This is a genomic window from Acinetobacter sp., assembly GCF_036666595.1.
GTDB lineage: Bacteria > Pseudomonadota > Gammaproteobacteria > Pseudomonadales > Moraxellaceae > Acinetobacter.
This window is the reverse complement of record NZ_JAVWVO010000002.1, coordinates 107,675-121,262: the sequence shown is the minus strand read 5'-3', so window position 1 is coordinate 121,262 and position 13,588 is coordinate 107,675. Positions and strand designations below refer to the sequence as shown.

Sequence of the window (13,588 nt, the reverse complement as noted above, 5' to 3'; positions counted from 1 at the left end):
CTTGTGGCGTTTTTAATGCCGTTAGTTTAATTGAATCTTTAAAATTTTGAAAGTTTATCCATCAGCCAATTAGCTCATGTATAGACCACCATTTACATGCATTACCGTACCAGTAATGTAATTTGCTTTGTCTGATGCCAAGAAGCTCACCGCATTTGCAATATCTTGTGGATCACCTAAACGGTTTAAGGCCACTTGATCGCTCATTTTTTTACGGATATCTTCGCTTAATTGCTCAGTCATTTCTGTTGCAATAAAACCAGGCGCTACTGAATTTACAGTGATTTGGCGGCTGCCCATTTCTTTTGCAAGGCTACGGCTAAATGCTTCAATACCAGCTTTCGCTGCTGAATAGTTGGCCTGACCTGGGTTGGCAAAATGCGCAACCACAGAACTAATATTAATAATTCGTCCAAAACGCGCTTTGGTCATACCCTTTAAAACGCGTTTCGACAAACGGTAAACTGCTTTTAAATGGATATTTAAAATGTCATCCCAGTCATCTTCTGACATACGAAGTAACAAATTATCTTTGGTAATCCCAGCATTGTTCACCAAAACCAACACAGGGCCATAGTTTTGTTCAATGTCAGTTACAAGCGCATCAATGGCAGCACCATCACGAACATCGAGCACTTTACCTGCACCGTGTTCACCGAAGCTTGCAGTAAGTTTTTCTGCACCCGACTCAGATGTCGCAGTACCCACAACAAAATAACCGTCTTGAATAAGTTGCTGAGCGATGGCAGCACCGATCCCTCGACTTGCACCTGTCACGAGTGCAATTTTGCGTTCCTGTGTCATGCAATTTTTCCTTCAGCCACTAAAATGGCATTTAGTGCATCTTCCAAGCGTGATTTACTATCGAGTGGAAATGCTTTTTCAATATTAGGTAGACGTTTTGCCAAGTTTGCCAAAACATTGCCTGGACCACACTCTGCAACATATTGGATTCCTTGATCCTGAATAAACTGCATGGTTTTGGTCCACTGTACAGACTCATATAACTGAGCTGTAAGTGCTTGGCGGACTTGTGCTACATCTGTAGCAATTTCCGCGCCCACATTTTGTATTACAGGTATGCTAGGCAGCTCAATGGCAGTTTGTTCCAAAGCTTGTGCGAACTGTTCTGCAGCAGGCTTCATCAATGAACAATGCGATGGAACAGAAACTGGTAATGCAATCGCTTTGCCGCTGTTTTCTTTGGCTAAAGCCATGACTGCTTCAACTGCTGCTTTTTCACCAGCAATCACCACTTGACCCTGAGCATTGTAGTTAGCCGCTTCAACTGAACCTTCAGCTTGACTCGAAACTTGTTGGCATAAAGCAACAACTTGCGCATCATCTAAACCTAAGATTGCTGCCATTGCACCCTTACCTTGAGGTACAGCACTTTGCATTAACTTGCCACGCAAGTTAACCAGCTTGACTGCATCGCCTAAGCTTAGGCTTCCTGATGCAACCAACGCACTGTATTCACCTAGTGAGTGTCCCGCCAAATACTTCGGTGCAACACCACCAAGTTCTAACCATACACGCCACAAAGCAATACTGGCAGTTAACAATACTGGCTGGGTAAATTCAGTTTGGTCTAAACCCTCACCAGATTGTGCAATGTGCCACAAATCGAATCCAACCGCTTTAGAGGCTTCTGCAAATGTTGCTTCAACACTGGCAAATTGTTCTGCCAATTCAGCCAACATGCCAACCTTTTGTGAACCCTGACCGGGAAATACAAAAGCTGTTTTTGTTGCCTGAGCGACTTGATCAAGTTGTTTCGCAGACATAAAAAAGTCCTTTCTTGTCTTTGCTCTCGTTTATGGAGCGAAAATTTAACACTTAATTTAGGTCGATGTAATTGCCAAATACAACAAAAACAGCAGCGATAAAAATTCGACAACAAAAAAAGGGAGCTTTACGCTCCCCTTTTTTCGACTAAGCTTTAAGCTTAATGCTTCGACAATTATTCAGCAGATGCTTTAGCGAATAATTGACGACCACGGTAGATACCATCTTTAGATACATGGTGACGACGGTGAATCTCGCCAGTAGCTTGGTCTACAGTTAATGCATTCTCGGTTAAAGCGTCATGTGAACGGCGCATGTCACGGCGAGAGCGACTTTTACGGTTTTGCTGAACGGCCATGATGGCTCCTTACAAATCGAAAAATATGGATCAGAACAAATTCAGTTGTCTTATACGGAAGAGTATAACACAAAAATTAGTTAAGTTTACCCTTCAAACTTGCCAAAACATCAAACGGATTATCCCGCTTTTCTTCAACAAGTTCTTCAACGGCAGGTTGATGCTTATGTTCACAAGCGTCATGCTTAGCAGACAAAGGCATCAACAATAACAATTCATCTTCTATCAGAGACAGTAAATCAGCCGTCGCAGGTGCATCATAGCTACCTTTCGTCGTTGCTTCACTTTCACCTAAGACGATGAAATCAGCATCCTCATCCAAGCGCTCTATCAGTGACTCATCATCCACTAGAGCTAGATGAAAATCTGAAACGAGTTCAATGTTTACCGTGCCTAAACAGCGCTGGCATTCCATTGGAACGTTCGTTTCAACGTGACCATCTAGCCATACAATACGATGATACGCATCCATTGATAGCTTACAGTCTATGTTAATCAATTGATCATCAATTGATCCAACAGCTTCACGGGCTATACGAGCAAAGCGAGACAATGGCAGTGTTCCTGACCATGTAAAGCCTTGTTCGGCCCATTTAAACGGCTCAATCTGTGCCGGAAAGGTATTTGCTGACATAATTAAGGCGGCAATTCTACAAATTCATCAGTACTCTGTCAAAGATTAAGATACAATTTTGTACTTATTTAGACAGACCATTTGGGTAACTTAAGTCATGCATCTGTTGCAGCCGCAAACAGAAGTGAGTATTTCATCACTTGTGAGCACAATTTCAACTGTCGATTCTGACATTTCAAACCGCCAAGTGCAACTCTCGACGTGGGAGAATTTGTGTACAGAAGCAGAACAAGTTGATTGGCTCATCTTACACTTTAATCGTTGGTTTTCCCACCTGAATGTCAACTTGGTTAAAGGTGATTTTGAACCTGAATATTTTCCCGCTATAGACAGCACCCCTGCGCGTATCCAATTTGCCCATGGTTTTTTTAATAGTGCCTTGCATGAAATCAGCCATTGGAGCATTGCAGGAGACCAACGTCGTCTACTCCCCGACTTAGGCTACTGGTATGCACCCGATGGCCGTACGGCTGAGCAACAAGCTTTATTTGAACAGGTTGAAATTAAACCGCAAGCCATTGAATGGTTATTTGCCACAGCTTTTGGTCGGAAGTTCCGTGTTTCCTTAGACAATCTGACTGGTGAAGGTGGTGACGGCAACTGCTTCAAAGACCATGTTTTCGCTCAAGTTCAGGCTTATTTTTCAGGCCAAGTCCAATTACCGCGCGATGCGAAACACTTCATTGACTGTATTTGCTTATGCACTCGTGCTGGCAAAACATTACAGAGCAATGAATTTCAAAGAGAAATGCTCGACTAAATTTCACACGATTCACATTTTGGTCATTGAACATCAACGAGATAAAGCGCGATAATGTTGAAAAAACCATCAGGAGATAAAAACGATGCTTCATTTAAGAGTCCATCCTGATAACCCTCAAGCACGCTCAATCAGCCAAGCTGTAGAACGGATTCGCGCAGGCGATGTGGTGGTGTATCCGACCGATGCCGCTTATGCCATTGGCTGCCAGATTGGGAATAAAAATGCCATGGAGCGGATTGCTCAAATTCGCGGCCTTGGGGCCAAACATCAATATGCCATCATTTGCGCAGATCTTTCCGATATTGCCACTTATGCTAAAGTGGACAATGCCATGTATCGTTTACTGAAAAACAATACACCAGCCGTGACCACGTTCATTTTGCCTGCAACCAGTGAAGTTCCAAAACGCTTGATGCATCCGAAGAAAAAAACCATTGGTTTACGCATTCCAAGTAACCCTGTATGCCAGATGTTACTCAAAGAGTTGGGTGAACCGCTACTGACCAGTACCTTAATCCTGCCGAATCAAGAAGAACCGCTGGATGATCCCTATGACATTGAAATGCAACTGTCAAAACGAATTGATGTGTTTATCGACAGCGGGCTGGGCACCTTGAGCACCACCAGTATTGTCGACTTATCAGGTGATCACCCTGAAGTGATTCGCCGTGGACTTGGCGATGTCAGTGCATTTGAGTAATGCGATGCATTTATTCGCTAGGGAAACTAAATCTCACATTCTCAAGAGATCAACATGACCCTGTTTACGGCTTTGCTCAATCTCAACCAATTTCCCGAGCAACATAGTTTATATGTGCAGCGTCCTTGGACGCTTGAGTCCGAGACTTTGGTGCAAAGCCCGAGTTCAATCGACTGCATTATGCGGGAAGAGAATCTGTACAGCTATTTCCTGCCGATCACGACCATCCAAAAATACTTCAAATATCTTGAACCCAAGAATCTTTGCCTGCAAGACAGCTGTCAGCGCATCATTGAATTTGCGCTACAAGCACCTGAGTAAATCTTTTCTTTGGCGTCAACTGACATTAACTTGAGCTTCAGCTACTCTCTTCACTCATTCAAACCATCTATCAAATAAAAGCGTTACCCTCACTATTCTAATCTCAATAAATCTGTATCGCCCATCTACCTATCTGCAGCAAATCGATTTTTTTTCAAACCACAGAACTAGGCCCTAAGTATGTTATGTTCTCTTAAACCCACCCCATTTCTGCAAATTTAGCCACGACATCAGCAGATAAAAAGCATCACACAAATAAATACTCTCTATTTATTTACAGCTTTTTTTGTTATTTGGTCGGTGAAATCATGTATTCACGCCGCAATTTGTTTTACACTAAGCCCTATTAAAATTATGTATTTTTTAAATCACCTCTACTTTTTCTCCTTAAGTACTGATTCGAAAAAACATAATCATGCCTTTGAAAATTCGCGTGGCCAATAACTGTAATGAATCAATCCGTCCATAATGCCATGGAAGATCTTCCACAAATCCGTGTTATGGATGAGTGGCATGACTCCATCCCCGAGGATTTATATATTCCTCCAGCTGCATTTGAAATTCTTTTAGAGCATTTTGAAGGACCACTCGACTTTCTGATTTACCTGATTCAAAAAAACGGCTTCGACTTATTACAGTTAGATATTGCCCCGATTGCAGCGCAATACCTGTCTTATATGGATGCCATGAAGTCGCTTAACATTGAGCTGACAGCAGACTATATGGTGATGGCCGCACTCTTAGCTGATTTAAAGTCACGTTTGCTATTGCCAAAAGCACCCAATGCAATCCAAATTGAAAAAGACCCAAAACAAGAGCTGATTGACCGTTTAGAAACTTATCTCCGTATTAAACAAGCGGCTGAACGCTTGGGGCAAATGCCTATATTAGAGCGAGATACCTTCTCAACCAATGTCAGCTTAGGCCAAACTCTAGACAATAATGACGGTCATGATGTGCAACAGCTGCGTGATGCACTGTTCTGCGTGTTTAACCGACCTGAGCCAATCACCCATCAAATTGCACAAGAACCAGTTTTACTTGAAGAACGCATGGCTTTTATTGAAAGCAAAGTCGCTTCAGGTGAGGTTTTAGTTTTTGAATCTTTGCTGCGCCCCATCCAAGGTCGGATGGGCATGGTCGTGACGTTTATGGCCATTTTAGAGTTAACCCGTCAGCAACGTATTCAAATTGTGAGTTCAGGTGTTGAAGCACCACTTTCGATACAAGGAGTCAAAAAATAATGTTAGAACAAACCGCTCCTGTAACGAATGAAGATAACTTGCATGAAGTGTTGATGCAGTTAGAAGCAATTATTTTTGCCAGTGATGCGCCTGTTTCACTTGCGCGATTGAAAGAATCGTTCCAAAATCAATATAGCAAACAAGATTTACGCCAGTTTTTACAACAACTTGCCATGTTACAGCATGGTCGTTCGATTGAACTGATTGAAACTGCTCAAGGTTTTCGTTTTCAAGTTCGAGCAAAATACCGTCAAATCGTTGCACAAACGTGGCCAGAGCGACCAACTCGTCTCTCGCCATCGCTACTCGAAATGTTGGCCGTGGTTGCCTATCATCAACCCGTCACTCGAGCAGATATAGAACAAATTCGAGGAGTCTCAAATAACAGTCAACTGTTACGAACGTTATTTGATTGGAACTGGATTAAAGAATCTGGTTTTCGTGAACTCCCAGGAAGACCTGCGTTGTTAGTTACGACGCCCCAATTTTTAAATGCATTTGGCCTAAATTCTTTAGGTCAGTTGCCTCCCCTGCAGGATGCCAAGGAAGCTTTTATGGCGCTCGATGCGAATGCACCGAAGTCGTAAATAGGTGAACTGTTGATGATAATTTCTAAGGTTATGCTGTCATGAGTGAAAAGTTGCAAAAGGTACTCGCACGAGTTGGTTTGGGTTCTCGCCGTTATATGGAAGAAGTCATTGCCGCTGGTCGTGTGAGTGTCAACGGCCAAGTTGCCCAAGTAGGCGAACGTATTGAACCAGGTGATGAGCTTCGCATCGATGGTCGTAAAGTATCGTTCCAAATTGAAGATGAAATTCGTCGTCGTGTTCTGATTTACTATAAACCAGAAGGCGAAATTTGTTCACGTAGTGATCCTGAGTCACGTCCAACTGTATTTGAGCAATTGCCTGCAATCGCGAATGATCGTTGGGTAATGGTCGGTCGTCTGGATATTAACTCAACAGGTTTACTACTATTTACAAACGATGGTGAGTTGGCGAATCGTCTGATGCACCCATCGAATGAAATCGAACGTGAATATGCTGTGCGTGTTATGGGTGAAGTAACCCCGCAAATTAAAAACAACATGCTCAAAGGCGTGGTGTTGGATGATGGCCCTGCTAAGTTCGAATCATTCTCTGAAATTGGCGGTGAAGGGATTAACCGTTGGTTCCAAGTGGTGGTAAAAGAAGGTCGTAACCGCGAAGTACGTCGTATTTTTGAATCGCAAGGTTTAAAAGTCAGCCGTCTACTCCGTACACGTTATGGCACGGTTATTTTACCGCGCGAACTACGTACAGGTCGTTGGATGGAGTTGGACAAAAACGACATCGACAACTTAACCAAAGCGGTTGAGTTAAAACCACGTCAAGGTACTGGTTTATACGGCATGGCAAAACGTCGTACTGAACGTATGCAAGAAAAACCAATGGCTGCGCGTCGTGGTGGTTTCTTACGTCAACAGCGCCGTGACAATGAAGATGAAGGCCAACAACAAGCGAAGCCAGCTTTCAACCGTGAACGACGTGAAAATCCAAATGGTCATAGCCAACGTCGTCAGGACAATGCACAAACTGGTTATGGTCAACGTGAACCACGCCAAAACTCAGGCTATGCACAACGTGACAGCCGTCCAGAGAACTTTGGCAACAAAGGCACCTATGGTCAACGCGACACGCGTGATGAAAATGCGCCACGTAAACCTTTTGGAAATAAAGGCTTTAAGAAGTTTTAATTTTTAAAGTCAAAATTTGAGCCACTTTCGAGTGGCTCTTTTTATATGTGTTTACGATGCAATAATCACTTTCTATTCTGTAACACGAACAAGCTGCAAACACCTCATAAAAAACGCTCAACCTATTGAGCGTTTTTATTATTACAACAACAACCACCCATTCATGCCACACTTTGCGGAATAGCACTAAGTAAGCGTTTGGTATATTCATGCTGTGGAGACTGGTACAAATCATCCGAATTGGCTATTTCCACTAAATCACCATGATTCATGACCATGATTTGATCTGAAATATATTTCACTACAGACAAGTCATGTGAAATAAAGATATAACTCAGTCCAAATTCATCCTGTAAATCTTGCAGCAAATTCAGTACTTGGGCTTGTACCGAAACATCCAACGCTGAAACAGACTCATCACAAATCAAAATTTCAGGTTTTAAGGTTAAGCAGCGCGCAATGGCAATACGTTGACGCTGTCCGCCTGAAAACTCGTGTGGATAACGATAAAAAGCCTGTGCCGGTAAGCTTACGCGTTCCAACAAGTCCAAAGCCATCTGTTTACGTTCAGCATCATTCGCGCCGATACGATGCACTTGCATCGGCTCCATTAAAATCTGCCCGACAGTAAATCGAGGATTGAGTGATGCATAGGGATTTTGGAAAATGATTTGAATCTTGCGTTGATACCGAGCAAACTCTTTTTCTGACATGGCTAAAATATCTTGACCTTCAAACAGCGCTTTTCCTCCCGTCGCCGCCTGTAAGCGCATCAGCAATAATCCGATGGTGGTTTTCCCAGAACCAGACTCACCCACCAAGCCCAAAGTTTTGCCTTTTGCCAGCTGAAAACTCACGCCTTTGACCGCTTGAAACTCCTCTTTACCGAATAATCCTTTACGACTATAAAATGACTTTTTAAGGTCATGCACATCTAAAATAATCGCTTCTTGGCCTGTTAAGCCTCGTGTCCTTTGTTTAAGTGACTCGACATCGACGGTATGCGTTTCAATATAGTCATCGCCCTTTTGCTGCATAAAATCACTGATCATCGGCAAACGCATGGGACGTTTGGACAGTTGCGGACGGCAGTGCAACAACGCTTTGGTATAGACATCTTGAGGGCGTTCAAGCACATCTTTAACCCAGCCTTGTTCACGAATTTGACCATCTCGCATCACGATCACCTGATCTGCAATTTCTCCGACCAAAGCCAAATCATGGGTAATAAACAGCATCGACATTTGATGCTTCTTCCGCAACGACTCCAGCAAATCTAAAATTTGCTTTTGAATGGTGACATCCAGCGCTGTCGTCGGTTCATCGGCAATCAAGAGTTTTGGTTTACACGCAATTGCCATGGCAATCATAACGCGCTGCTGCTGACCACCCGACAACTGCCCCGGATAAGCATCAATCTTAGTTTCAGGAGATGGAATCCCAACTTCTATCAAGAGTTCCAAAGCACGTACACGCGCCTGCTTACGACTCATGCCCAAATGTAACTGCAAAATTTCGACTATTTGTGAACCTACCGTAAACACAGGATTCAAGGATGACATCGGTTCCTGAAAAATCATGGCAATATCTTTACCACACTTTTTCCGCATATCACGGCGTGGTAAATCGAGTAGGTTTTGCCCCTCAAACAAAATTTTACTGTCCGAAGCAATTTGACTGCTTTCAGGAGGTAGTAGTCCCATAGTCGCTAGCGATGTGACCGATTTACCACTGCCAGACTCCCCAACCAAGGCCACAGTGGTATTCACTGGAATACTAAAACTGATGCCTTTGACCGTTTCAATGTACTGCTTTTCTTCATTTTTAAAGCTGACACGCAAGTTTTCCACCTGAAGTAAGGCTGGCGCTGTCATATAATTGAGTTCAGACATTCTCATGCTCCTATTTCAGTTTCGGGTCTAATGCATCTCGCAGTGCATCGGTAAACATTGAAAATGCAGTGACCAGAACCGCCATTGCTACCGAAGCGGCCGCTAACTGCCACCACTTGCCTAAAATCAGTTCACTCTGCGCTTCATTCAACATGCTGCCCCATGACACCACACCGACAGGGACACCAAAACCAAGGAAGCTCAAAATCACTTCTGACTTAATAAAAGCCACCACTAAAATTGACATTTGAACCAGCGCAATATGACTGACATTGGGAAATATATGCACAAAGATACGTCGGCTATGGCTCACTCCAATCGCTTTTGCCGCAAGCACATATTCCCGTGAAGTATGCTTCATATATTCGGCACGAATTAAACGATATACCCCTGTCCACCCCGTTAAGCCCAAAATCAAAACAATGGATAAAACACCTTTTTGTTGCAGTACTGCGGCAATCGCTAGCACCAAAAGCAAATAAGGAATCGAGATAAAAATGTTATAAAACCAGTTCAAGACATCATCAACCCAGCCGCCAAAGTAGCCCGAAATAGCACCTAAAACTGTGCCAATCACGACAGCAAGAAAAGCTGCAACTAAGCCAACAATAATTGATGTTTCTGCGCCTTTAATGGTTTTCAGTAAAACACTTTGTCCCCATTTGTCGGCACCTAAGATCAGGCTTTGCTTGAGTTCTGCTTGCTGATCTAGTAAATGACCACCCAGCGCTTGATCAATCGCTTTCATATCTTCGGCTAAAGGATCAACAACTCCATAATAATCAATAGCACCACCCACACCCTGTTCAGCAGCAATCTCTGCATTGAGCTCACGAATCACATCTTTCAAAGGATCGGCAGGGTTTTCAGGCACAGCCGCTTCGACTTTTTGCGCTTCGCTTTGCGGGAGTGGCACTACAGCCGCCCCGATAAACGTAGGCGGTGCATAACTCACAGCGACTTCTTTATTCCAGTCTTTTGCAATTAAGCCAGTCGATGACAAAATTAAAAGCACCAAATAAAACAGTACGATTAGGAGAGAAAACATGGCGATTCGATCGCGTTTTAAACGGCGCATGGCGAGTTGCCATAGCCCTGTAGACGCTGTTGTAGGTTCAGCAGTATCTGGTTTTCTTTTAGTGAGAACACTGAGCATAATTCACCTACTTCAACTGTACACGTGGATCGACCCATTTATAAATCAAATCGGCAATCAAGTTGAAAAACATCGTTGCGAGAGCAACGTACACGGTAATGGCTTTAATCACAGGAAAATCACTACGCTCTACTGCAATAATCACTTCACGACCAATGCCCGGAATACCAAAGAAACGCTCAATCAAAAATGCACCAATCAGTAAAGCAGGTAAACTTGCCATCACGTCTGTAATAATTGGAATCGAGGCATTACGTAACACATGCACACCTAAAATGCGCCGTTCGCCAATTCCTTTGGCTCGTGCAGTACGAACATAGTCTTGATTGACTTCATCCAAAACAAAACTACGATACAACCTTAAAGTCGGGGCAATACTGACCACCAACATGATCAAAATAGGCAATAAAGCATACTTAAACAGGTTTTCACTAAAGCTATCGCTCCAGCCTTGGACTGGAAACCAGCTCAGCTGATAGGCAAAGACATACTGAAAAACAATGATATACACCAAAATACTGATCGACATGCCAATCGTACACAGCATCATCACCATACGATCTGTTAAACTGCCGCGCACAGCTGCTACCGCCAAAGCCAACACAATAGAAATGATGGTTTGTAAGATCGTCAGTGGAATGAGCAAAGTCAGTGAAGGCCCGAGTCGTGTCGTGATGATTTGCGATACTGACTCCCCTGTACTCCAACTTAATCCATAATCAAAAGTCAAAATCTGCTTAATGAAAATCCACAGTTGCACATAATAGGGCTGATCGACCCCAAGCTGCTGTCGTATATTTTCAATCTGTTCAGGATTCGACATTTTGCCTGCCAAAATATAGGCAGGGTCGCCACCGACCCAGTTAAACAAGAAGAAAATCAGCAACACCACCCCAAGCATGGTCGGGATCATTTGCCAAATTCGACGAATAATATATGCCAGCATACAAATGCCCCTTATTTCACCCGTTGACCGGTAATTTCATCGAAAAAGGCTTTGTTATCAGGCTCACGACCCAAAAAGTCTTTGACCAATGCTTGGGCAGGTTTTTGACCGCCTTGGGACAAAATGGTTTGACGATAGTGCTGTCCCACTTCAGGATTATTTAAGTTATCACCAAAGGCTGAAAGCATGTCCAACGCCATCACTTCTGACCACATATAACCGTAATACCCTACTTGATACCCTCCCATGATGTGACCAAACTGCCCCGGAAACTCGGTGGTTGGAACATAGCCCAAGGCCGTTGCGCCTTCCATTTTTTCCCAAACCTTTAAGGGCTGAACGTCTAGCGCATCACTACCATGTAGCGCCATGTCATACTGTGCATACAACGTCTGACGAGCATAATGTAAACCACGCCCATAGCTATGCACGGCATTAAGTTTCGTAATCAACGCATCATCCACGCGTGGGCACTCAGGTTTACAATAGTCTGCCACCTTTGACAAAGTCTCTTTACGTCGCGCCCATTCTTCATACATTTGTGACGGTGCTTCGACAAAGTCTCGCTCAACCGAAGTTCCTGACTGAGACGAAAAACGTGTGTTGGATAAAATGCCATGCAGCGCATGACCAAACTCATGTACAAAAGTTTCTAACTCATCGCTATTTAAACCATTGCGGTTAAAGTTAGTGACCAGTGCTGAAATCGGTTTGCGTCCAGTTAGGCTACTGCCGCCATAAACGCCCCACACAGCAGCATGTCCATACTTGCCTTTACGTGGAAATTTATCCATATATAAGCCGCCGAGCAGTTGCCCTGTTTTGGCATCGGTCACATCGTAATATTCCACTTCATCTTGCCAAACCTCGACTTTTACAGGCTTAAACTTGATGCCATACAGGTTTTCAGAAATGGCAAATAGCCAGTCTTGAGAGGCTTGCGTTGGAAAATACTGACGTAGCTGTTCTTGGTCAACCTGATACTTGGCTTTGCGTAATTTTTCACTCCAATATGCTTCGCTCCAACGCTCAATACTGGCTAGCTCAACAGGGATATTCAAACTTTGCGCTTTAAACTCGCGTAGAGTTTGGACTTCCTTTTTCTCTAGGGGTGCCACGGTAGCATGTACATCTGCCAAAAATTTATTCACAGTTTCAGGGTTTTTCGCCATCCGGCTTTGCAGTACCCATTCGGCATAACTAGACTTACCAAACAGTTGTGCTAACTCATAACGTAAGTCCATGGCTTGCTTCAGCAGCGCTAAATTTTTCTCGCCACCACGTCGGGTAAATGCAATTTGATAACGCTTACGTGCGTCATCGTTATCTGCCAACTCCATAAACGGACGATAATCGGGATACTCAAAACCGAGTAAATAATTGCCTTTGTCATTTTTCTTTAGGCCATCGATATAACTTTGTGGCAGGCCTTTTAGCTCATCAGGGCTAAATTCGAGTTTTTCAGGATTATCACGTACATTACGCGCATACTCTTGTTCAATTTTTGCCAGTTCATCAAAAATCGCTTTTAAGCGTGCTTGTTTATCCGCTGAAAGCTGTATCCCTGTTTTTTCAAAACCTTCCAAAATATCTTCACGGAACTTGGCTTCAATGGGATCAGCAATTTTAATTTTCTTAATTTGTTGATATAGCTTTGGATTCTGATAAACATCGGTTTGGAATTGGCTAATTTTAATTTCACAGTCTTCAGCCGCTTTACGCAGTGCTTCATCAGGGTCAACATTGCTATACAGACCAATCGGGCCGTAAAAATCTTCAAATGATGCAAAAATACGATCCCATTCAGCCAATATAGGCGCTACTGCCGTTTCGTTTTTAAGGGGCTTATTTTCAAACGTTTTAAGTTGCTTTTTCACATCCGCAATTTTGGCATTACACATTGCAGGGATGTCTTTGGCTTGAAAGCTGGGTAATGTTTGGCGCTGTGGTGTTTCCGCCAAAGCCATCTGACTCATCCCTAGGCCCAACATGCACAATGCAGTGAATTTAAAATGTTGCTTTTTCATCATGACTCCAGTTTTGTTTAATTT

The 13,588-nt window shown here is 43.3% G+C and carries 13 protein-coding genes and 1 pseudogene; 6 read left to right on the top strand and 8 right to left on the bottom strand.

The window, feature by feature from the left end; genetic code table 11:
* Positions 1-69 precede the first annotated feature (69 nt).
* From fabG to RR876_RS03795, 4 genes are all read right to left on the bottom strand, one after another.
* A complete protein-coding gene (fabG, locus tag RR876_RS03810) occupies positions 70-804 on the bottom strand; it encodes a 3-oxoacyl-ACP reductase FabG (RefSeq protein WP_332476664.1) in 735 nt (244 codons plus the stop codon).
* Positions 801-1,787, bottom strand: a complete 987-nt coding sequence (fabD, locus tag RR876_RS03805) for an ACP S-malonyltransferase (protein WP_332476665.1) — start codon at positions 1,785-1,787, stop codon at positions 801-803. The genes fabG and fabD overlap by 4 nt, the downstream gene beginning before the upstream one ends.
* Positions 1,788-1,963: 176 nt before the next feature.
* Positions 1,964-2,146 (bottom strand): 50S ribosomal protein L32, encoded by a 183-nt coding sequence (gene rpmF, locus RR876_RS03800; protein ID WP_004695348.1) that lies wholly within the window; start codon positions 2,144-2,146, stop codon positions 1,964-1,966.
* 76 nt (positions 2,147-2,222) lie between these two features.
* The gene (locus RR876_RS03795) at positions 2,223-2,780 is read right to left on the bottom strand and encodes a YceD family protein (RefSeq protein ID WP_004982945.1); all 558 of its coding nucleotides are present in this window, start codon (positions 2,778-2,780) and stop codon (positions 2,223-2,225) included.
* Positions 2,781-2,877: 97 nt separating this feature from the next.
* Here RR876_RS03795 and RR876_RS03790 point away from each other — a divergent pair, with 97 nt between their 5' ends.
* From RR876_RS03790 to RR876_RS03765, 6 genes and pseudogenes are all read left to right on the top strand, one after another.
* Entirely contained in the window at positions 2,878-3,540 is a 663-nt protein-coding gene (locus RR876_RS03790) for an elongation factor P hydroxylase (RefSeq protein ID WP_332476667.1), read from the top strand.
* A gap of 85 nt (positions 3,541-3,625) precedes the next feature.
* Complete coding sequence (locus RR876_RS03785; RefSeq protein ID WP_004695345.1) at positions 3,626-4,243, top strand: L-threonylcarbamoyladenylate synthase; 618 nt, start codon at positions 3,626-3,628, stop codon at positions 4,241-4,243.
* Between the two features lie 54 nt (positions 4,244-4,297).
* Positions 4,298-4,564: a hypothetical protein gene (locus RR876_RS03780; RefSeq protein ID WP_332476669.1), complete on the top strand. Its 267-nt coding sequence runs from the start codon at positions 4,298-4,300 to the stop codon at positions 4,562-4,564.
* A 449-nt stretch (positions 4,565-5,013) separates the two neighbouring features.
* The gene (locus RR876_RS03775; RefSeq protein WP_005400316.1) at positions 5,014-5,808 is read left to right on the top strand and encodes a segregation/condensation protein A; all 795 of its coding nucleotides are present in this window, start codon (positions 5,014-5,016) and stop codon (positions 5,806-5,808) included.
* A complete protein-coding gene (gene scpB / locus RR876_RS03770; protein ID WP_010327370.1) occupies positions 5,808-6,395 on the top strand; it encodes an SMC-Scp complex subunit ScpB in 588 nt (195 codons plus the stop codon). Before RR876_RS03775 ends, scpB begins: the two co-directional genes overlap by 1 nt.
* 41 nt (positions 6,396-6,436) lie before the next feature.
* Positions 6,437-7,288, top strand: a pseudogene (locus tag RR876_RS03765) (pseudouridine synthase); the annotation flags it as partial.
* A 416-nt stretch (positions 7,289-7,704) separates the two neighbouring features.
* Here RR876_RS03765 and RR876_RS03760 read toward each other — a convergent pair.
* From RR876_RS03760 to RR876_RS03745, 4 genes are read right to left on the bottom strand one after another with little or no spacing between them, the layout of a single operon-like run.
* Positions 7,705-9,435: an ABC transporter ATP-binding protein gene (locus RR876_RS03760; RefSeq protein WP_332476670.1), complete on the bottom strand. Its 1,731-nt coding sequence runs from the start codon at positions 9,433-9,435 to the stop codon at positions 7,705-7,707.
* Positions 9,436-9,445: 10 nt separating this feature from the next.
* A complete protein-coding gene (locus RR876_RS03755; RefSeq protein WP_332476671.1) occupies positions 9,446-10,591 on the bottom strand; it encodes an ABC transporter permease in 1,146 nt (381 codons plus the stop codon).
* A 7-nt stretch (positions 10,592-10,598) separates the two neighbouring features.
* Positions 10,599-11,537: an ABC transporter permease gene (locus RR876_RS03750; protein WP_004695335.1), complete on the bottom strand. Its 939-nt coding sequence runs from the start codon at positions 11,535-11,537 to the stop codon at positions 10,599-10,601.
* Positions 11,538-11,548: 11 nt separating this feature from the next.
* A complete protein-coding gene (locus RR876_RS03745) occupies positions 11,549-13,564 on the bottom strand; it encodes a M3 family metallopeptidase (RefSeq protein WP_332637064.1) in 2,016 nt (671 codons plus the stop codon).
* Between the last annotated feature and the right edge of the window lie 24 nt (positions 13,565-13,588).

What these genes read in the sequence shown, in the direction of transcription:
- RR876_RS03745 (WP_332637064.1), bottom strand. Translation starts at nt 13,564, where the DNA reads ATGAAAAAGCAACATTTTAAATTCACTGCATTGTGCATGTTGGGCCTA.
- RR876_RS03780 (WP_332476669.1), top strand. Translation starts at nt 4,298, where the DNA reads ATGACCCTGTTTACGGCTTTGCTCAATCTCAACCAATTTCCCGAGCAA.
- RR876_RS03790 (WP_332476667.1), top strand. Translation starts at nt 2,878, where the DNA reads ATGCATCTGTTGCAGCCGCAAACAGAAGTGAGTATTTCATCACTTGTG.
- rpmF (WP_004695348.1), bottom strand. Translation starts at nt 2,146, where the DNA reads ATGGCCGTTCAGCAAAACCGTAAAAGTCGCTCTCGCCGTGACATGCGC.
- scpB (WP_010327370.1), top strand. Translation starts at nt 5,808, where the DNA reads ATGTTAGAACAAACCGCTCCTGTAACGAATGAAGATAACTTGCATGAA.
- RR876_RS03795 (WP_004982945.1), bottom strand. Translation starts at nt 2,780, where the DNA reads ATGTCAGCAAATACCTTTCCGGCACAGATTGAGCCGTTTAAATGGGCC.
- RR876_RS03785 (WP_004695345.1), top strand. Translation starts at nt 3,626, where the DNA reads ATGCTTCATTTAAGAGTCCATCCTGATAACCCTCAAGCACGCTCAATC.
- RR876_RS03750 (WP_004695335.1), bottom strand. Translation starts at nt 11,537, where the DNA reads ATGCTGGCATATATTATTCGTCGAATTTGGCAAATGATCCCGACCATG.
- RR876_RS03775 (WP_005400316.1), top strand. Translation starts at nt 5,014, where the DNA reads ATGAATCAATCCGTCCATAATGCCATGGAAGATCTTCCACAAATCCGT.
- RR876_RS03760 (WP_332476670.1), bottom strand. Translation starts at nt 9,435, where the DNA reads ATGTCTGAACTCAATTATATGACAGCGCCAGCCTTACTTCAGGTGGAA.
- fabG (WP_332476664.1), bottom strand. Translation starts at nt 804, where the DNA reads ATGACACAGGAACGCAAAATTGCACTCGTGACAGGTGCAAGTCGAGGG.
- fabD (WP_332476665.1), bottom strand. Translation starts at nt 1,787, where the DNA reads ATGTCTGCGAAACAACTTGATCAAGTCGCTCAGGCAACAAAAACAGCT.
- RR876_RS03755 (WP_332476671.1), bottom strand. Translation starts at nt 10,591, where the DNA reads ATGCTCAGTGTTCTCACTAAAAGAAAACCAGATACTGCTGAACCTACA.